Origin of the sequence: Clostridium estertheticum, assembly GCF_011065935.2 — a bacterium.
Lineage (GTDB): Bacteria > Bacillota > Clostridia > Clostridiales > Clostridiaceae > Clostridium_AD > Clostridium_AD estertheticum_A.
This window is the reverse complement of record NZ_JAAMNH020000001.1, coordinates 4,690,991-4,711,366: the sequence shown is the minus strand read 5'-3', so window position 1 is coordinate 4,711,366 and position 20,376 is coordinate 4,690,991. Positions and strand designations below refer to the sequence as shown.

Here is a 20,376-nt window from a genome sequence, read left to right as displayed (position 1 = left end):
ATAAATGATTCCAACAAATAAAAATAATTAAAAAATATTGCTTATAGATACTTTTTCATGAGATTTTATATGATCTATAAGATATTTCATAGAATGTACTGTGGCTAAGGATTCTGACTTATCGCGAGTTTTTATATATTGAGTTAATTTTAAAATTTCATTGTCTACATAATCTAAGTCCTCATGATGTATATAAATGGTTAAAAATTTAGAATCACTTTTCCATTGAGCTATATAATCTAGGGATAGAGTATACGCATCTTCATAGTTCTCATTAAGTATATAACTTTCTAGGGTACAATTCAAATTTTGCAATTGGTCGCAACTGCGATTTATAGCATTTATAGATAAAAATATTCCTATAATCATTATAATGAATATACTAAAGGCTAAGTAAACATTTTTCATTTATCTTTACCTTTACCTTCCTTAAGTTGGTAAAAAAACTTATTTTTAGTATCTATTATTCCTATGAAAACATCTTTTGCATCTGAAATATTATTTTCTTTTAGTTTACGGTTTAACCAAGTTTCGTCTTTAGCTAAAAGTTCTAAATTTTTATAATTTATATTACCATCCAAAATCAAAGGTACAGGCAAAGACTCTTGAGTTATTTTTAATTTTAAATCATCCTTAGTTGCATTGCTTTGACCAGTTCTTGGCAATATGGATAGTTCACCACTAGTCTCTAAAATAGCATATTGAATATCGGATAGATTAAAATATCCTTTTAATCTAAGTTCTTCTAATAAATCATTAATATTGAATCTTTGATATTTGAGCTCAGCAATATCAATTTTTCCGTTTTTTATTAATATACTTGGAGTGCCTGTCAATATTCTTCTGGCTTTTTCACTTTTGAGTTCAATAAAAGAAGTAGCTACTTGAAGAAATAACAAAGTAAGTATTGGTATAATGGAATGTAACAATGGTATTCTTATATCTTGCATGGGAAAAGTAGCGAGTTCAGAAATCATTAATGCAATCACCAGCTCAAAAGGTTCAAGCTCACCTATTTGTTTTTTACCCATTAGCCTCATAATAAAGATTACTGCAAAATATAAGAAAAAAGTTCTGATTATTAAAATAAACATAAGTTCACCTCATTTACTATGATGTATATTTTTCGTTTAAATACAAAAATTATAAGGGGTATATGATACATTTTTTTAAAATTACAGTATAATAGTACTAACCACTAAAAATAGGGGATGATTGTATGAGTAATTTCAATATAGGCCTTAAAGATGGTAGAGATGTTTTAGTAAAACCGGGAACTATATTAAATGATATTATTAAAGAAAATAGTTTATTAAATGATGTGCCAGTTGTTTTAGGTAAGGTTAATAATAAACTCTATGAACTTGGAGAAACTATAACGCAAGATGGTAAATTCGACACTGTAGATATTAAAAGTAGAATTGGAATGATGACATACGTTAGAACCCTTCAGTTTGTGTTAATAAAGGCAGTACTAGAATTGTTTCCTACAGCTAAAGTTTCTATCGAACATTCCTTAAGCAAAGGCTTATTTGGAGAGATTCATAAGACCCTGGCACTGGATATTGACGATATATATGAGATAAAAAATAGAATGAGAGAAATAATAAAAGTGGATATTCCTATAAGGAAGATAACACTTCCGAAAGCAAAAGCAGTAGAAATTTTTACAGAGTATGATATGCAAGATAAAGTTAAACTTTTAAAATATGTTAATTCAGAAGAAGTAAAGCTTTATGAATTGGATGGGAGATATGACTATTTTTATGGACCTATGGCTTATTCAACGGGAGTATTAAAAACATTTGATTTAATATACTATGAGCCAGGTTTTATATTAAGGTATCCCACGTCGGATGCTCCAGATAAAATTCCTAAATTTCAAAAACACGAAAAACTAGCTAAAATATTTGACGAAGCAGAGAAATGTGGAGAAATATTAGGCGTTGGAAGTGTTGGTGCATTAAATGATGAAGTAGTAAGTGGTGATATTGTTAATTTAATTAGAGTAGCAGAGGCCCTTCATGAAAAGAAGATTGCTTACATTGCAGATATGATTAATCAAAGAGAAAAGGTGAAATTAGTGCTTATAGCAGGGCCGTCCTCTTCAGGGAAAACAACTTTTTCAAAGAGGTTAGGTATTCAATTAAGAGTAAATGGCTTAATACCAATATTTATTTCTTTAGATGATTATTTTATTGATAGAGAAATTACCCCAAGAGATGAAAATGGTGAATATGATTTTGAGTCTATATATGCTTTAGATTTAGAGCTATTCAACGAGGACTTAAAATTATTACTACAAGGCTCGGAGGCTGATATACCAAGTTTTAATTTTAAGACAGGAAAAAGAGAATGGCACGGGAATAAGATTAAAATGCCTGAAAATGGAGTTTTGATCGTAGAAGGAATACATGGATTAAATGAAATCTTAACTGCCTCTATAGATATGGAAAGTAAATTTAAAATATATATAAGTCCACTAACACAGCTTAATTTGGACGACCACAACAGGATCTCTACAACAGATGTAAGAATGACAAGAAGAATAGTTAGAGATTATTTATCTAGAGGCTACGGCGTTGAAGATACACTTAAAATGTGGCCTTCTGTAAAACGTGGAGAGGAAAAAAATATTTTTGTATTTCAAGAACAAGCAGATGCAATGTTTAATTCAAATTTAATCTATGAGCTTTGTGTTCTTAAAAAAATTGCATTAGCTGAGCTTAATAAAATTGGAGAGGATAGTCCAGTATATTATGAAGCAAGTAGATTAAGAAGTTTTTTAAATTTCTTTGTAGATGTAGACAAAGAATTAGTACCAGATAATTCAATAATCAGAGAATTCACTGGTGGAAGTTGTTTTTATCAATACTAGCATAAAAAAAGTATGAAATTTATCCTATGTGCCTTGCAAAAGAACTTAAAACAAGAAATTTGATTAAGAAATTCTAATCCTTTGCGAATATAAAATTCTCTAGCACTCACCCTGGTTGTCCTGCCTCGGGTTCGCTAGCTTGCCGTCCTGGCAAGCTTACGAGAATTTTATATTCGCAAAGGAAGAATTTCTAAATCAAATTTCAATAGTTTTGTCGTTTCTTTTGCAAGTCACTCCGGATAAATTTCATACTTACTATTAAGTTAGTATTTTAAGCAATCAATGAAGGTCCAGTATGTAGAAGGCTAAATAATAAATATTTGTTTAGTGACTCTGAAGAATGAAGAAGGGAGAGTAGAACATTCGTTAACAGATTAAAAGTTTATTTCATGAAAAACTTTATATCTCATGGGTAGTCTTCATAGGTACACAATTAATTTTGTGGGTGCTTAGCCGACTTCCTGTCTCAGAAGCCCGGCCACTACCTACCCTCCGGATATTTCTTTGGTGGACAGAAACATAACATTATTAATTGTATGTTTCCTAGGCTACTTGATGGAATTTGTAATGTAGTAAACTAAGAGTCTGTAGAAGTAACAAAAGAATAACATATGTTAATGTGTGACAAAATAATCGATGATTGTTTTGTAAAGCACAGAGGCGGACAAGGAGGACAACAATGAAAAACTATAGTGTTTTTGATATATTAGGTCCAATTATGATAGGGCCATCAAGTTCCCATACAGCTGGGGCAGCTAGGCTTGGGAAAATTGCTTCTATAATTGCAGGTGGAAATATTGTATCGGTGCAATTTGTTTTACATGGTTCATTTGCTAAAACTTACAAAGGTCACGGATCGGATAGAGCATTGGTAGCAGGAATTTTAGGAATGGATCCCTGGGATGATAGACTTAAAGACGCCTTAATCATAGCTAAACAGCAAGGGCTCGGTGTAGAGTTTGTGGAGGGAGATTTGGGGGACGTTCATCCTAATACAGTAAAGTTTATTATAACAAAAGAAGATGGAAAAATAGTTGAAATTATTGGATCCTCTGTTGGAGGCGGGAATATTTTAATCTTTGAGGTTGATGGTCAACCAGTTGAGTTTACAGGTAACTATCCAACAATTATAATTAGCCATAAAGATATTCCAGGTATGATTTCAAAAGTAAGTACCATGTTATTTGATGAAAATGTTAATATAGCAACTATGAATGTATATAGAAACAGCAGAGGGCTAAAAGCGGCTATGGTGTTCGAAACAGATACCATAGTGCCTGAAAATGTACTAGATAAAATCAGGTGTTTAGGTGATGTTTATGATATAAGGGAAATATCACCAGTACTACGGTCCTAATATAGAAATTAAAGAGTTAAGGAGGGGTAATATGTTTGTAAACAAAGGAGTAAATCTTGTACATATATGTGAAGAAAACAATATACCAATTTGGGAATATACAATAATGTCTGAACAAGAAGAAAGTGGGCTTTCACGCCTGGAAATTATTGAAAAGATGAGAAAAAATTTAAATATAATGAGGGAAGCCGCAGAATATGGACTTACAAATGAAACTAGATCAATAAGCGGTTTAATAGGTGGAGATGCAATTAAACTTAACAAGTATGCCAGTTCTGCGAATACGTTGACAGGCGAATTTATGATAAAAGCAATGGCTAGGGCTCTATCTTGCTCAGAAGTGAATGCAGCTATGGGCAAAATCGTTGCCGCACCTACGGCGGGGTCTTGTGGGATACTTCCTGCAGTAATTATTACAGCAGGAGAAAAATTAAATAAAAATGAGGATGATCTAATTAATGCCTTATTTACTGCTTCAGGCATAGGAATTATAATAGCTAAGAATGCAACATTATCAGGGGCTGAAGGTGGATGTCAGGCTGAATGTGGAGCAGCCGCTGCAATGGGCGCAGCGGCTGTAGTAGAAATGATGGGTGGTACTCCTGCCATGGCAATGGATGCAGCGGCTATTGTGATAAAAAACATATTAGGACTGGTTTGTGACCCTGTTGCAGGCCTGGTTGAGGTGCCTTGCGCTAAACGAAATATAGCTGGGGCTGTAAGTGCCTTAACCACTGCAGATTTGGTTATGAGCGGTGTAACTAGTAGAATACCTTTTGATGATACCGTAATTGCTATGTATAAGGTAGGTAAGCAATTGCCTTGCGAGCTTAGAGAGACAGCTATGGGTGGTCTTGCAACTACTCCTACAGGCCTACGCCTTGCAAAAGAAATTTTAGGGAAATAAAAATGAAATAAACGGAAAATGAAAGAGGGATATCCTAGATGGGATGTCCCTCTTTTTTCAAGTAACCTTTGAAAACATAATGAATAGAATAATAAAGAAGATAAATAATTAATGGAGGAGTCAAAATGCAATTAAAGGGTAGTAAAACAGAAAGAAATCTTCTTAAAACTTTTGCAGGAGAGTCAAGAGCAAGAAACAAATACACACTTTATGCTGAAAAAGCTGAGCAGGAGGGGTATGAGTATGTAGCCTCTATTTTCGAAGCTACTGCAAACAATGAAAAGGCTCATGCAAGAGTAGTTTTTGATAAGTTTCTAAAGATGAATAAAAATACAGCAGAAAATTTGATGGATGCGGCAGCGGGAGAAGCTGCAGAAAGTAGCAAGATATATAAACAATTTGAAAAAGAGGCCAGAGAAGAGGGTTTTATAGAAATTGCAGATTTCTATAAAGAATTGCAGGAAGTAGAAGAAAGCCATGAAATGAGGTATATGAAAATATATGAAAATCTTATAGCTGGCATGATGTTTAAAAGAAATAATGAAGTAAAATGGCAATGTATGAATTGTGGATATATTCATATAGGAAAAGAAGCACCTGCTTTTTGCCCTCTATGTAAGTTCCCAAGAGCTTACTTTAAAATATACTGCGAAGATTACAAATAGGAGGAGTGAATATGATAATTTATTACCCCACCTACTACTTAGTACCATTATTACCTGTAATATCAATAGATGAGGATGAGTACCGCGCTAGTTATAGCGATGAATACCGCGCGGGATACAATAATGAGTATGGATTTCGCTTTAACAATGAAGAAAATGAAGTGCTTAACACATACAAAAATATAAATGAAGATATTTTTGGAGAGGCTGACGAAGAGTACGTAAATGAAAGCACAAAATAATGATAGCTTGGTGTCTTGAATGAAAAAAACCTACATTTTTATAATTGTTGTAATAGCCTTAATGTTTATGAGCACTTCATCAAGTTTAGTAAATACAATAATATATTCCTTAGCCATAGTTCCATTAGCTATTTTACTAGGAGATCAAACAACTAGAATATCAGATTATATAGGACAAAAAAAGGGAGGGCTACTCGCCGCTACAGTGGGTAATGTCCCAGAGCTTATGATGGGGATATGGTCAATAAAGTATGGTATGATACCTTTGGTTCAAGCTTCCTTAATTGGGTCAATTATAAATAATATGCTTTTAGGTCTAGGAATTGCAGTAGTATTCGGAGGATTTAAGTACAGGCAGCAAAATTTCAATAGTATAATAGCAAGAACAAACTTCAATATGTTACTGCTAGCAATGTCTTCTATGGTAGTTATAGCAACATTAAATAGATACTCTGTAGTTATGAATTCGGTACTTATATCCATAAGTGTGAAAGTTGCTTTTTTACTCATAGGTATCTATATCTTAGGGCTAGTATTCTCATTGTATACACATAACAATTTATTTGTTGTTAGTGAGGATAATGAAGAAGAAAAAAATACTATAAAAGACAAAAAAGTAATTTTAAGAAAGAAAAAAATTGCAATAAATAAAAAAGTTTTAGAAAGCACAATAACCTTAATTTGTATATCTGTATTACTCTATTTTATAAGTGATAAGTTGATTTATAATATTAGAGATTTTATAAAAAACTATAATATATCCCAGGAATTCATAGGTATCATCTTAATTCCATTTCTTGGTAATATAGGCGAAAATGTTTCTACTATAATGAGTGCAATGAAAAACAAAGTAGATATGAGCTTAGAAACAGCTATAGGGTCAAGTATCCAAATTTCACTTTTTGTTACCCCTGTGCTTGTAATATTTTCTTGCTTTATGGGTCTAAGTATGACGCTTTTATTTCCGGTTTTTCACATAATAATGTGTGGTATAGCAGTAGGAATGTCTTATTTAGTGTTTCAGGATGGAAAAACTTATTGGCTAGAAGGAAGCATTTTAATTACTTCCTATATCATAATTACTTTAGCATATTATTATATTGTATAGGCGCATTCATTTAAATATGCTGGTGACCTCTTTGACGTGTTATTTATTTTCATGTGTCCGTGCATAATTTAATTTTTATAATAATATAATTAATGAATATCAAAACTAAAAGGTGATTATTTGGCGCATAGAAGAGTAATTCAAAATTATTATAACGATATAAATAATTTAGCAGATATTTTAATTAAACTAGTTAGTTCTTATCGGCAATTAATAGGTGGAGCAGAAGAATTAAATAAAATTGCACTATCTAAAAAAAGTGAGGTTAAGGATGCGCTTAAAAGAGCTGATGATTTGGGTGACATTATCGACGAAACAATAAAGGTACTAGATAATGCCAGTTATAGCTATATGTCTTACTGCTCAATGAAAACTGAAGTTATGAAATGCAAGATTCAAATAGAGTATATAGAAACAGAGATTGACGAGGATTTAAAACTAAAAGATTAAAAAAAAAGTGTGGGAAATTTTCTCACACTTTCTTTATTTGAAATTTACTTATCATAAGATAAGACAGGATAAACATTATAATAATAGTAAGTGGAAAATTATTAGGAGAATTTAAATTTAATAGTGCATACAGTGCTACAAGCATACCAGCCGCGGTAATAGGTATTCCTGTATAAACATTATCAAATTTAGAACTGTTATATCGTGCTAGTCTATATGCACCTGCTACAGGAAAAACTAAAAAGCAGATATATCCCAAATAGCCAAGTGATATGAAATTATATAAATTAAATATAAGTAATGAAGGCGCAACGCCGAAAGATACTAGATCTGCTAATGAATCTAATTCTTTTCCAAGTTCGCTAGATACTTTTAATAAACGTGCTACTTGGCCATCGTATCTATCCATAAGGCCAGCGAGTAGTATGAAAATTACTGATAACTTGTAATTAGCTTGAAAAGTCATAAGTAGGGATAATAAACCAAAAATTAAATTCCCAAAGGTTAAAATATTTGGGATAGAATTTTTCTTCACTGTGCATCACTCCTAAATAGTAAAATTGAACTATAAATCTAAATTTTATATTAATATATATTTTATAAAAATCGTCTTTTTAAGTATACATCATTTATTAACAATATTTAAGTATGTAAAGCATATATTTTATCGAAAGTATTATATACAATAAAAAAATATTATATACATTAAAAAAATAATAGTACATTAAAAACTATTCTATAAAATTAAAAATTATTATATAAAATATTATTACGGAGAATAAAAAATAATAATATTAATTTTTCTTTATGGTTAAAATAAAGTGAATAATAATTTTTGTATTTCTTAAAAAATCTAATAAGGAGGAGTATTAAATGAAAATTTCTGAGATAATGACTAAAGACGTTATAAGTTTATCCGTAGATGATACAGTTGAGCATGCAGCAGGACTTATGAAGGAACATGATATAGGATCTATCCCTGTAATTACAAATGAGAAAATAGTTGGAATTGTAACGGATAGGGATATAATACTTAGATGTGTTGCTGAAGGTAAAGACTTGAAAATGCAAAAGGTTAGAGAAATTATGACCTCAAATCCAGTGGTAGGTGATGAAAATTTAAATGTGGATGATGCAGCTAGGATTATGAGCGAAAGGCAAATAAGGAGATTACCAATAATAAACAACAATGAATTGGTTGGAATGGTATCCCTTGGAGATTTAGCAATAGATCCCAATCTTAGGCAAGAGGCGTCAGGGGCATTAAGTGAGATTTCTATTCCTTGCACACCCAATATTTAAAAATTTCTAAATAAAAGTCCACAGGAAAATGTGAATCTTGTGGATTTATATTTAAAGAGTTATAATATACGAATATATTACTAAAATTAAGGGCAAATAGGAGAGAATGCAATGCATAAGGTAAAATTTATATATAATCCATTTTCTGGAGAAAACACCATAGCATCAGATTTAGATAGGGTGATAATGATTCATCAAAAATATAATCATATAATAGTTCCACATAGAATGTGTTATGAAAACCCTATATCAAACGCTTTTTTTGATATAGATAAAAGCTACAGATATGTTTTAATAGCAGGTGGAGATGGGACTGTAGATAATGTAGTAAATGAGATGAAAAAAAGGAATATTGATTTGCCTATAGCGATTCTTCCCTCAGGTACTGCAAATGATTTTGCTAATTATTTAGGAATGCCACAAGATGTTGAAGAAGCCTGTAATCAAATATTAAAAAGCAAAGAAAAAAAGATAGATATAGGAAAGATAAATGATAAATATTTTCTAAATGTAGCAAGTACAGGATTATTTACAGATATATCACAAAAAATGGATATGAACTTAAAAAACACTATAGGAAAACTTGCATACTATGTAAAAGGTTTAGAGCAGTTACCTAATTTTAGAAAGTTGAAAATAAAGGTTCATTCACATGAAGTTTCTTTTGATGGAGATATGTATCTAATGTTGGTATTTAATGGACAAACAGCAGGAAATTTAAAATTTGCATATAAGGCTAAAGTGGACGACGGACTTTTAGATGTAATTATAATAAAGGCTGGAATGTTGAAAAATATCTTAAATGTTTTTATTAAAATGCTTCGAAGTGAGCATTTAGAAAATGTAGATGGCATTATTTATTTTAAAACGAAAAAATTAGAAATAGAATGCTTCGAAGATATTGTCACAGATATAGATGGGGAAAGAGGACCAGATTTTCCACTCCTTATAGAATGTGTAAAAGGTGGGATATCCATATTAGGAGCTAAAATATAATTAATTTGGCACAAAAAAACAATTAACAAGAATATCACCTTATTATTTAATTTTATGTGACTTGCATATTTTTAAAGAAAAATTAATAAATATTAACAGTAGCAATTTTAGGGAGAGTATATGAATATATATTTTTTACTGCTGTTAGTAATGGTTCTTTTATTATACGGAGGTATAATTTCTAGTTTGACTTATGCACCTAAAAAAATCAAGATAATAAGTGCTATGGCTTTGAGTTTAATGACATTTAGATATATAGCTTTGATAATCCTTTTTACTATTAAAAATCAAAACTATTTGTATTTATTAAAACCTTTGGTATATGCAAACTTATTGTGCATACCTATATGTGGCTTCCTATCGATTTTTATTTTTTCTAGGAATAATAAAATAAAACTTAAAAAGATTTTATTTATATGCGCAATGATATGTATAGCCTACTTCATAGTTATATATAAATCCCCTGCAAACATTAATATATCAAATAACTGTGGATATACTATAGAATTACAACTAGAAGTTTATTGTTATATTGTGATGCTTATAATAAATTCGATTTTTCTCATTAAAGGTATAAAGTTATATAATAAAATTTATTCAAGCAAATTGGGGGCTCTGTTAATAGTAATAGCCTCTAGTATTACATTATTATCAGTGCTTCTAACTTCCATAAATCCTGATTTCCCAATGATATTGCTAGGTGATATTTTTTGGATAATAACTATAGATTATGGTTTAATAAAGTTTAAAAGGTAAAATTCATTTATTATATAAAAAAAGCATATATGGCTGAATAAATCTTTAGCCATATATGCTTTTTTTACTTTATAGACTTTTTATTCCTTGAAAATTTGGTATTAGTGTTTGCTTTTAAAGGTCTTGGTGGTATCAAGGATTTTTTTTCAAAGCCAATTAAATCTTCTCTATGAGCTTTTATTAGAGCTTCTTTTACAAGGTTATAGTTTTCTGGATTTTTAAATTGAAGCAGGGCTCTTTGCATATTTTTTTCCTTTTGATCATTTGGAACATAAACCTTCTCTTTGGTAAAAGGGTTAATTCCAGTGTAATATATTGTAGTAGATAAACTACCTGGTGTTGGATAAAAGTCTTGAACCTGTTCTGGAGTGTAGCCCATTTCTTTTATATATTCTGATAATTTAATTGATTCCGAAAGGTCAGAGCCAGGGTGGCTTGACATAAGATAGGGAACCAAAAATTGATTTTTTTCTAATTTTTTATCTATTTCAAAATATTTTTTTACAAAACGATCATAAACTTCCTTTTTGGATTTGCCCATTTGATCTAGCACCTTGTCACTAATGTGTTCAGGAGCTACTTTTAATTGCCCACTAATATGATGTTCGCACAATTCTTCAAAAAACTTAGTGTTTTTATCAAAAATCAAATAATCATATCTTATTCCAGAACGAATAAAAACTTTTTTAATATTTGGAAGAATTCTAACCTTTCTTAATAAATCTAAATATTCAGTGTGATCAATAATAAGATTTTTACAAGGAGTTGGATACATGCATTGTCTATCTCTGCATACACCTACTTTTTCTTGAATTTTGCAGGCTCTATGCCTAAAATTTGCTGTTGGGCCGCCAATATCGTGAATGTAACCTTTGAAATTCTTTAAGGTTGTTAAAAGCTTCGCTTCCTCTATAATGGATTTTTGGCTTCTATTTTGAATAACTCTACCTTGATGAAAGGTTAGTGCACAAAATGAACAGCTACCAAAACAACCTCTATGACTTGTTATAGAAAACTCAACTTCAGTTATTGCAGGAATACCACCTTTAGCTTCATATATAGGGTGATATGTTCTCGTATATGGCAAATCATAAGTTATGTCCATTTCATTTTGAGTTAGTGAAATTTGAGGAGGGTTTTGTACCACGTATCTATCATTATGTTTTTGTACTACAATTTTTCCTCTTATATCATCCTGTTCCAATGATTGTAATTTATAGCTTTCTGCATAAGTGTCTTTATCAACACTTACAGCTTCAAAAGATGGTACTTCTATGAAATCTTTAAGTTCTCCAATTTCTTTTGAAGCATAAATAGTTCCTCTTATAGAAGTCATCTTATCTATGGTCATGCCATACTTGAAAAGATTAGCAATTTCAACTACAGTTTTTTCGCCCATACCATAGATTAGTAAATCTGCTTTAGCATCAATTAAGAGACTTCGCCTCACCTTATTATCCCAATAATCATAATGGGCAAATCGTCTAAGACTTGCTTCTATACCACCAATTATAATTGGAACATTTTTAAAGGCCTCGCGAGCTCTATTACAATACACAATAACTGCTCTATCAGGTCTATGCCCCATTTCGCCACCTGGAGAATAAAGATCTGTACGTCTTTTTTTCTTTGAAGTAGTATAATGATTAACCATAGAATCTATATTACCAGAATTTATAAGAAATCCGTATTTAGGCTTTCCAAGCTTTCTGAAATCATCAACGCTTTCCCAATTAGGTTGGGCTATGATACCTACAGTAAAGCCTTGATGTTCTAAGGTTCTTCCGATTATAGCAGTCCCAAAGGAGGGATGATCTATATATGCATCCCCTGTAATTATTATAAAATCTAATTGAGATATATTTCTTTCTTTTAAATCAGCCATACTAATAGGTAAAAATTGTTTGTTTACTTCCATATAATCCTCCAAGACAGATTAGTTGAACTAAAGTACGTTGAACCTTAGTTCTTTTTTTTTCTGTTAACTGTATTTAAGTCACACTGGAATAAATAAGCGTATTCTTGACTTGTTATTTATTTTTATGCACATAATGATATTAACATAACAAGTCAAAAATATGAACTATAAAAGCTTATAAATATTATAGTGTTGTTACAAAGTTATAAAAAACGAAAATATTATATGTATTTTTAAGTAATAATGAGAAATATTGATATAAAACTTACTAGGACTATTTAAAATAGTGTAATGGACAATTTTAATTGAATTTCTCTTTTATAGTTGCATTTTGAAGTATTTATAATATAATTATATAGTGATAGAATATTTTTTTGTACACAAATTAATATTTAAAAATATACTAATATGAAGTATAAATTTTATAGGTGGTGAAACTAAATGGAAAATGGCCCTCGGATTAGAAGGTCAAAATTAATTCTAAAATTTAATATTAATATGCAGGGGAATTGTTGTATTAGAAATTAATATAGTTTTAATTGTGATTAAAAATCAATGGGTTATTAATTATATTTTAATATTTCTCTGCAAAAGAGGAGGAATATTTATGGAAAAAGTTTCTGAATTTTTTTTAAGTAAAGTACTTAATCAAAATGTGTATGATGAATTTGAGGATAATATTGGGAAGTTGTTTGATATTTATGTTACTACTGAACAAGGATATCCAAGAGTAATAGGATATAAAATCAAAAAAGGAAGAGAAATTTATAATTATGAATTTAGAAATATAGATATGTGTAAAGAGGATAAAGGAATAGTGCTACGAGTAAGGGGAGTTAAAGATATAATTCCTAGGAAATTTTCTTACCTTTTATCTAAACATTTATTAAATAAACAAATAGTTGATGTTAATGGCAAGAAAGTTGTTAAAGTTAATGATCTAACCATGAATAAGATTGGTGGAGAAATAAGAGTTGTAGCCGTAGAATCAGGTATTATTGCAGCTTCAAGAAAATATAAATTAGATGGGATAATTAGATTTTTATATGATATATTGGGCAAAAAACCTCAAGAGAATAGTATAACCTGGGAAAGTGTTCAATCACTAGAAATGGTAGCTGATAGCTTAAAACTAACGGAGCCCTACGGAAAATTAACTAAGCTCCACCCTGCAGACCTTGCGGATATTTTAGAGGGGCTTGATACTGAGGCACGAAACAAAATTTTTGAGAGCCTAGATAAAGATTTAGCAGCAGATACCCTAGAGGAACTACAACCAGAGGTGCAAGCAGATATTTTAAGTACTATAAACAACATCCGCGCGCAAGAAATTTTAGATGAAATGCCTAATGATGAAATTGCTGATATTTTAGATGAAATGAAGGAAGTTGATGCGGAAAAAATTCTTCTGAATTTTAATAAAGAGGATGAAGAAGAGATTAGAAATCTTATGGATTACCCAGATGAAGTTGTGGGAAGCATAATGAATAAAGATTTTATATCTTTTAATGTAAATATTACAGCTAGTGAAACTATAGAAATTTTAAGGGAGCTTCAACCTGAAGATGAAGTAATACATTATATTTATATTGTAGATGAGGATGAAAAACTTCAAGGGTTTATTTCACTCAGGAATTTAGTGCTCTCGGCTCCAATTCAGAAATTGAAAGATATTATGGATGATAAAGTTATTAAAATAAAAGATTGTCAAGACATTGAGGATGCAATTGAGGTAGCCTTGAAATATGATTTAATTTCGCTTCCTGTAGTGGATTTAGATGAAAAATTATGCGGAATAGTAATTATGAATGATATAATTGAAGAACTATTGTCTCCTAGATGGAAAAGAAAACTCAAAAAAATTATATAAAAATACACTGTGCTTTAAGTAGCATGGTGTATTTTTTTTGAAATTTAGCACAAACTAATGTTGTTAATAAAGAGTATATATTAGACATGTGAAAATAAATAGCATTAAGGAGGAATAATTTGAAGATTAATAAACATTTACTCAAAAGATGCAGCGCTGTGGTTATGACTGTTTTAATTGCATATTTTGCAAGTGAAGCTTATTTTAATATTTCTAGTAAGGCAGCAATAGCAAAGGTTTATAAATATGGGGCGCGTGGCGATCAGGTTATAGAAATTCAAACTAAATTGAAAAAATGGGGCTATTATAACAATAGTGTTGATGGAATATATGGCTATAATACCTACCTTTCAGTTAAGTCCTTTCAATCACACAATGGACTTGTGGTAGATGGGGTGGCAGGAAGCCAAACACTAGCGGCCATAGGTATAAATCCAAGTACATCAGATTCTAGTGGAACAGCTTCTGGCCAAAACGTAACAAACAATAAGGATGTGGATTTAATAGCTAGACTCATAAATGGCGAGGCTAGAGGAGAACCTTATGAAGGCCAAGTGGCTGTTGGAGCAGTAATTCTCAATAGAACATCTGATGCAAGATTTCCATCTACAATTGCAGGGGTGATTTATCAACCAGGTGCATTCACAGCCATAGTAGACGGACAAATAAATGCGAAAATTGAAGACAGCTCCATAAGGGCTGCAAGAGATGCAATAAATGGGTGGGATCCTTCTGGAGGGGCAGTCTTCTATTTTAATCCTGAAACAAGTACTAATAAGTGGATTTGGTCACGCCCACTTATAAAAATAATTGGTAAGCATAGATTTTGTAGCTAATTAATTTATAATAAGTAAAATCCACAATAAATATAAAATTACAAAATTTTATATTTATTGTGGATTTTTGTTCTAATTTTCAAAATACAATATTTTATTTTATAAATAACATTAGTAATATTCAAATTATGTTATAATATTTCTAAATATTTCTAAATATTTTACATAAAAATTAGTAAATTATGCAACTAAATATAAAAAGCCACGTATATTAATCGAAATGTTTTTTTAATAACTAGTGATATTAGAATTAACAAATTATAATGGGGGTACTTCTTAATGCAAAGCAAGTTCGAACAGCTTTATGATATGTACTATGATTGCGTGTACAGATATATTTTTGTTTCTGTAAAAAATAAATGGAACGCAGAAGATATAATAGCAACTGTGTTTACTAAAATATTTGAAAATAAAGATAAAATTACTGAGGTAGAAGCAAGCAAAAATTGGATTTTTCGTATAGCTCATAATACTATTATAGATTTTTATAGAAAAAACAGCAAAGTAATCCCCATCGAAAGTTTTTTGGATAGAGGGGATGAAGATTTTGGATATGAGGATATTGTTATCAGAGATGAGTTTAATGGAGTGAAAAAAATAATTGATGGATTACCAGAAGATACAAAAAAAATGCTTTATTTGAGATTTTATGGTGGTCTCAAATTTAGAGAAATTGCAGAAACAGTAAATGTAGCAGAAAATACTGTTAAGTCAACTATTTCAAGGGCTATAAAGAAAATTAAGAAAAATTATGAACATAGTTTAGGAGGTGATGTAATTGGTTAGCAACGAATTTTACGTAGAGAGATTATTGTGTAATGATGCAGCAAAGATTGTTATTGATGAGGAATTTAAATGCGATTTAAAAAACAGAATATTATTTGGAGATAAATACAACAATATTACAGAACTGCCTAAACGTAAAAATAACTTTAAACAAAGCAAATATTTTAAAATTGCTTCGGGCTTTGTAATTTGCGTATTTGTAAGTGGGACAATATTTAAGGTTATAGATGTTCCAAGTAAAAATATATTTGCAAAGGGTGAAGAGAAAACTGATGTTATTAGTCCAATAAATAGTGGCAAAAATAGTACAAATACAAATTTGCTACAACCTAAAGTTGCAGTAGCAAACATCAATAGTATACCAAGTATAGCAAGTGGTAGTGAAGGTAGCACTGTTGGTAATCTTTTAGAAAAATATAGTAATAAGAATAGTAATGCAGTTAATAAAAACCCAAGTAAGGTAAATACAGAGGTAAGTGATGACAACATAAATGAAGGCTTAGTTAAGGACCATAAAAATTCTAGTGTTTCAACAGTTGTGACAGGTCCAGTAAATGTACCTAAAACAGAGATCAAAGAAGATGTAGTTTTAAGTTTGAAATTCTACGATTCAAGGTATTCTGTTGGTGGAAAGAGCCTAGTTAGTGTTAAAGATGGCGGTATATTTGTAAAGGATATGCAGTCATCAAATGAGAAAAAATTAATAACTTATAATGATAAGACTCAAATAGTTGAAAAGCCTAATTTTACACCTAATGATGGAATAATTTATTATAAATCAGAAAAGGTAACCTTAGAAAATGGGGATATTGGTGAAAAAAATGGAGCTATCTATTTAACAGATAAAAATGGCCAAGAATCTAGTAAACTTGTAGATGGAAAAGATCCTATGGTATCAAAAGATGGTAAAAAGTTAGTTTATGAAAATGAAGGTAAAATATTTATCCTAACTTTAGCAACAACTAATAAAAGGTTTGTGGATAATGGTAAATATCCTGCTTTTTCTGATGACGGTAACACAATAAGTTATGTAAAGGAAGATAAAGAAACTCAGAACTATGATGCAAATACTGTTAAAAAAGATGTTTATATTCAAAAAACATTTTCTAGCTTATGGGTTTTTGATTTAGTAACTGAAAACACCCATAGTTTAACAAATAACGAAGTTAATATCAATGGTGATAGTATTCAATCCTGGGCAGATGCTGTAAGAAGTGGAAGTGTTACTAGTGACCTTAATGTAACTAGTAAATATAGCTATTATGAGAGTATTTGGTCTTCTAACAATAAAGAAATATATGTTATTAGAAAAAACAATGATGCACAAATGTTTGAATTCATTAAGTTTAACATAGATAAATAAATAATTATAATATAAAATTGGTAGTAGAAAAATTTCTACTACCAATTTTATATTTCTTGTTCTTCTAATTTTATGAGTCTTACTCAGCTATGCAGTATTTAATTATTAAATCCAAAGTGCATAATATAGAATCCATATGAGTTCTTTCATAACCATGAGAAGCAAAAATACCAGCCCCAATTAAAGCTGTTTTTATATCATAGCCAGCTCTTAAGGCAGCTGAAGCATCAGAACCATAATGTGGATAAACATCTATTTTATAATCTATGTTTTCTTTTATACATATATCTGTTAATTTTTTTCGAAGTCTTAAATCATAAGGACCTGATGAGTCTTTGGCACAGATACAAACACTATATTCAGAAGAGTTTTGATCAAGACCTGGACAACCCATATCTACAGATACAAACTCTTTAGTTTTTTCTGGCATCGAAGCAGAAGCTCCATGCCCAACTTCTTCATAATTGCTAATAAATATATTAGTTGTATATGGAAGTTCAATGCTACTTTCTACAATGTGTTTTATAGCATAAAGTAAAATTGCAACTGAAGCTTTATCATCCAGATGCCTAGATTTTATAAAGCCTTTTTCAGTAAATAGTGTTCTTGTATCGAAGCAAATAAAATCACCAACGTTGAGGCCTAGTTCTTCAACTTCTTTTTTTGAAGAAATTTTTTCATCAAGAATTACTTCCATATTTTCCGGGGTTCTTTTAAGTTCGCGAGCCTGGTCACCACTAATATGTACTGAAGGTTTTGTGCTTTGAATAGTTCCTGTGAAGGTTTTACCCTGGATAGTTTCAATAGTGCAGTTTTCACCTTCTATTGAATTCATCATGAATCCACCAATAGGATCTATTGCAAGGGATCCACTGGAATTAATTTGTTTAACCATTGCACCAAGTGTATCTACATGAGCAGAGAGCGTCCTTTGGTATTCATCATTTTTGCCTTTAAGGGTAACCACAACAGCACCTTTATTAGTAGTGAAGTGTGGAACGTTTAATATTTGAAGCTCTTCTTTTATGTAATCCATAATTTTTTCAGTATAACCAGAAGGACTACCTATTGATAGAATATTTTTTAAATAGTATTTAATTTTATCTTCATTATAATTCATATTACCACTCCTTATAGATGAAATTAGTATTGGCATAATATTATCATAAAAAATGTTAAATTTAAACTAAAATATTTAATTTAAAATAATAAATAGCTATGAAAATCGAGCATAAAAAAATAAAAGTATATAGGAATATTAGTTTGTTTGTAGTATAATATTTACGAGTAGAGAAGGAGAATTTATATGAAGAAAAAAGCAATTATAATAGTAGGAATTTTAATTTTGTTAGGTACGGTTATATTTACTAGCTATGCTTATGTTGAAGTAAAACATTGGGATTCGTTGATTTTACCTACAGTTAAAATAGAAAATGAAGATTTAACAGGGAAAACTAAGGAAGAAGCCCAAAAATTAATGATGGACAAGTATTCAAGCCAAGTGATTAAGAAAAAAATTGATATAGTAACTGAGGAGAAAAAATATACTTTAGACTACTCAATGCTAGATGCAAAGTATAATATTAATGAAGCAATAGAAGAGGCATACAGCTATGGAAGAGAAATGAATATGTTTCAAAAATATAAAGCTATAAAAAATCCTGTTGTAAAGCAAATAAAGCTAACCTTTGAATATAATGATAAGATTGTTGATCAAAAGCTAGGGGAAATAACTAAAGATATAAATAAAAAGGCTGTAGATGCAACTATAACTATGGTTAGTAGTGGTCGATTTAGTGTTACTAATGATGTGGTTGGAAGGCAGTTACAAGAAGATGTATTAAAAAAAGATATCAAAAGCAAAATCAATGGTGTTCTTTCTGCTGATGTTATAAGTATTGTGGCCCCAGTGACCCAAGTAAAACCTAAAGTTTCAGCGACGGCTTTAAAGGCAATAAATACAAGAATATCCACTTATACTACGAACTTTGCAAGCTCCGCAGAAGGCAGAGCAACTAATATAGGACTATCCACTAAAAGTATTAATGGGACACTATTAATGCCTGGAGATGTGTTTAGCTTTAATGGGACAGTAGGACAGAGAACAGCAGCGAGAGGCTATCAAAGCGCAGGAGTAATTATTGGAGATAAAATAGAACAAGGTCTAGGTGGTGGGATATGTCAGGTTTCATCTACTCTGTATAATGCAATACTTGGTACTGAGCTTGTTTCTGTAGAAAGAACTCATCATACAATTTCTTCAGGATATATTCCAAAAGGACAGGATGCTACAGTAGATTATGGCAATCTTGATTATAAGTTTAAAAATACCTATAAGTATCCAATATTTATTGAAGGCATTGTATCAAACAGAAACGTATATTTCAATATTTATTCTAATTCCACATTAACTAACAGAACTTATGAAATTACAAGTGAGATATTGGAAGTTACTCAACCTAAAACAGAAATAGTAAAAGATCCAACTAAGTACGAAGGTGAGAGTGAAATTGTTAAACCTGGTTATAATGGATATAAGGTTAAAGTATCTAGAAAAACCTTTGAAAATGGTAAACTAATTAATACAGTGGTTATAAATAAGGATACTTTTAACGTTATTAATGGAATTGTAAAAGTTGGTACTAAGAAGAAGGGCACCATAGCCCCAGTAGTACCTCCAGTAGTTGCACAATAATAGATATATATATATGAAAACATAACGTTTTAATTAGCGTTATGTTTTTTCTTATATTATGCTATAACGAAAAGTATAATATTTAAGAAATGTTTTAGGGTGGGATAGAACAACTACAAATTATAGAAAAATCTAAGTTAAATAATTGAACTAATGGATAAATAATTAATAACATGATATTATATAAATACTATAATATTATATAAATGACATAATATTATAGTATTTTTAACTTAAGTTGATAGGG

General features: G+C 30.3%; 19 protein-coding genes. 14 read left to right on the top strand and 5 right to left on the bottom strand.

Annotated features, from left to right (window positions below):
* Positions 1-27: 27 nt before the first annotated feature.
* Both G9F72_RS22445 and G9F72_RS22440 read right to left on the bottom strand, forming a co-directional pair.
* A complete protein-coding gene (locus G9F72_RS22445; RefSeq protein WP_164959049.1) occupies positions 28-408 on the bottom strand; it encodes a DUF4363 family protein in 381 nt (126 codons plus the stop codon).
* Positions 405-1,094: a DUF421 domain-containing protein gene (locus G9F72_RS22440; protein ID WP_164959048.1), complete on the bottom strand. Its 690-nt coding sequence runs from the start codon at positions 1,092-1,094 to the stop codon at positions 405-407. Before G9F72_RS22440 ends, G9F72_RS22445 begins: the two co-directional genes overlap by 4 nt.
* 125 nt (positions 1,095-1,219) lie before the next feature.
* On the opposite strand from G9F72_RS22440, the gene G9F72_RS22435 reads away from it, so the two are divergent.
* The 7 genes from G9F72_RS22435 to G9F72_RS22405 all read left to right on the top strand — a co-directional run bounded on the left by G9F72_RS22435 (position 1,220) and on the right by G9F72_RS22405 (position 7,607).
* Positions 1,220-2,878: a nucleoside kinase gene (locus G9F72_RS22435; RefSeq protein ID WP_164959047.1), complete on the top strand. Its 1,659-nt coding sequence runs from the start codon at positions 1,220-1,222 to the stop codon at positions 2,876-2,878.
* Between the two features lie 679 nt (positions 2,879-3,557).
* Positions 3,558-4,235 (top strand): L-serine ammonia-lyase, iron-sulfur-dependent subunit beta, encoded by a 678-nt coding sequence (sdaAB, locus tag G9F72_RS22430; RefSeq protein WP_164959046.1) that lies wholly within the window; start codon positions 3,558-3,560, stop codon positions 4,233-4,235.
* Between the two features lie 31 nt (positions 4,236-4,266).
* Positions 4,267-5,142 carry an L-serine ammonia-lyase, iron-sulfur-dependent, subunit alpha gene (sdaAA, locus tag G9F72_RS22425; RefSeq protein ID WP_164959045.1) on the top strand — a complete coding sequence of 292 codons (876 nt, stop codon included), beginning with the start codon at positions 4,267-4,269 and terminating at the stop codon, positions 5,140-5,142.
* Between the two features lie 125 nt (positions 5,143-5,267).
* On the top strand, positions 5,268-5,807 hold the full coding sequence (gene rbr / locus G9F72_RS22420) for a rubrerythrin (protein WP_164959044.1): 540 nt from the start codon (positions 5,268-5,270) through the stop codon (positions 5,805-5,807).
* 11 nt (positions 5,808-5,818) lie between these two features.
* A complete protein-coding gene (locus G9F72_RS22415) occupies positions 5,819-6,049 on the top strand; it encodes a hypothetical protein (RefSeq protein WP_164959043.1) in 231 nt (76 codons plus the stop codon).
* A gap of 19 nt (positions 6,050-6,068) precedes the next feature.
* The gene (cax, locus tag G9F72_RS22410; RefSeq protein ID WP_224676217.1) at positions 6,069-7,157 is read left to right on the top strand and encodes a calcium/proton exchanger; all 1,089 of its coding nucleotides are present in this window, start codon (positions 6,069-6,071) and stop codon (positions 7,155-7,157) included.
* Between the two features lie 120 nt (positions 7,158-7,277).
* On the top strand, positions 7,278-7,607 hold the full coding sequence (locus tag G9F72_RS22405) for a hypothetical protein (protein ID WP_164959042.1): 330 nt from the start codon (positions 7,278-7,280) through the stop codon (positions 7,605-7,607).
* Between the two features lie 22 nt (positions 7,608-7,629).
* On the opposite strand, the gene pssA is transcribed toward G9F72_RS22405, so the two are convergent.
* Positions 7,630-8,142 (bottom strand): CDP-diacylglycerol--serine O-phosphatidyltransferase, encoded by a 513-nt coding sequence (gene pssA, locus G9F72_RS22400; protein ID WP_164959041.1) that lies wholly within the window; start codon positions 8,140-8,142, stop codon positions 7,630-7,632.
* A 338-nt stretch (positions 8,143-8,480) separates the two neighbouring features.
* On the opposite strand from pssA, the gene G9F72_RS22395 reads away from it, so the two are divergent.
* Together G9F72_RS22395 and G9F72_RS22390 are read left to right on the top strand one after the other, a co-directional pair.
* Complete coding sequence (locus tag G9F72_RS22395) at positions 8,481-8,909, top strand: CBS domain-containing protein (RefSeq protein ID WP_164959040.1); 429 nt, start codon at positions 8,481-8,483, stop codon at positions 8,907-8,909.
* Positions 8,910-9,020: 111 nt separating this feature from the next.
* Positions 9,021-9,905 (top strand): YegS/Rv2252/BmrU family lipid kinase, encoded by an 885-nt coding sequence (locus G9F72_RS22390; protein ID WP_164959039.1) that lies wholly within the window; start codon positions 9,021-9,023, stop codon positions 9,903-9,905.
* Positions 9,906-10,725: 820 nt separating this feature from the next.
* Here G9F72_RS22390 and G9F72_RS22385 read toward each other — a convergent pair.
* Entirely contained in the window at positions 10,726-12,579 is a 1,854-nt protein-coding gene (locus G9F72_RS22385) for a YgiQ family radical SAM protein (RefSeq protein WP_164959038.1), read from the bottom strand.
* 607 nt (positions 12,580-13,186) lie between these two features.
* Between G9F72_RS22385 and G9F72_RS22380 the strand changes: the two genes are divergently transcribed.
* From G9F72_RS22380 to G9F72_RS22365, 4 genes are all read left to right on the top strand, one after another.
* Positions 13,187-14,449 (top strand): magnesium transporter, encoded by a 1,263-nt coding sequence (locus tag G9F72_RS22380; RefSeq protein WP_164959037.1) that lies wholly within the window; start codon positions 13,187-13,189, stop codon positions 14,447-14,449.
* A 164-nt stretch (positions 14,450-14,613) separates the two neighbouring features.
* Complete coding sequence (sleB, locus tag G9F72_RS22375) at positions 14,614-15,285, top strand: spore cortex-lytic enzyme (RefSeq protein WP_164959093.1); 672 nt, start codon at positions 14,614-14,616, stop codon at positions 15,283-15,285.
* 279 nt (positions 15,286-15,564) lie between these two features.
* Positions 15,565-16,071 carry an RNA polymerase sigma factor gene (locus G9F72_RS22370; protein WP_164959036.1) on the top strand — a complete coding sequence of 169 codons (507 nt, stop codon included), beginning with the start codon at positions 15,565-15,567 and terminating at the stop codon, positions 16,069-16,071.
* Complete coding sequence (locus G9F72_RS22365; protein WP_164959035.1) at positions 16,064-17,434, top strand: TolB family protein; 1,371 nt, start codon at positions 16,064-16,066, stop codon at positions 17,432-17,434. The genes G9F72_RS22370 and G9F72_RS22365 overlap by 8 nt, the downstream gene beginning before the upstream one ends.
* 79 nt (positions 17,435-17,513) lie before the next feature.
* On the opposite strand, the gene G9F72_RS22360 is transcribed toward G9F72_RS22365, so the two are convergent.
* Complete coding sequence (locus G9F72_RS22360; RefSeq protein ID WP_164959034.1) at positions 17,514-18,554, bottom strand: M42 family metallopeptidase; 1,041 nt, start codon at positions 18,552-18,554, stop codon at positions 17,514-17,516.
* A 186-nt stretch (positions 18,555-18,740) separates the two neighbouring features.
* On the opposite strand from G9F72_RS22360, the gene G9F72_RS22355 reads away from it, so the two are divergent.
* The gene (locus G9F72_RS22355) at positions 18,741-20,129 is read left to right on the top strand and encodes a VanW family protein (RefSeq protein WP_164959033.1); all 1,389 of its coding nucleotides are present in this window, start codon (positions 18,741-18,743) and stop codon (positions 20,127-20,129) included.
* The last annotated feature ends 247 nt before the right edge of the window (positions 20,130-20,376 follow it).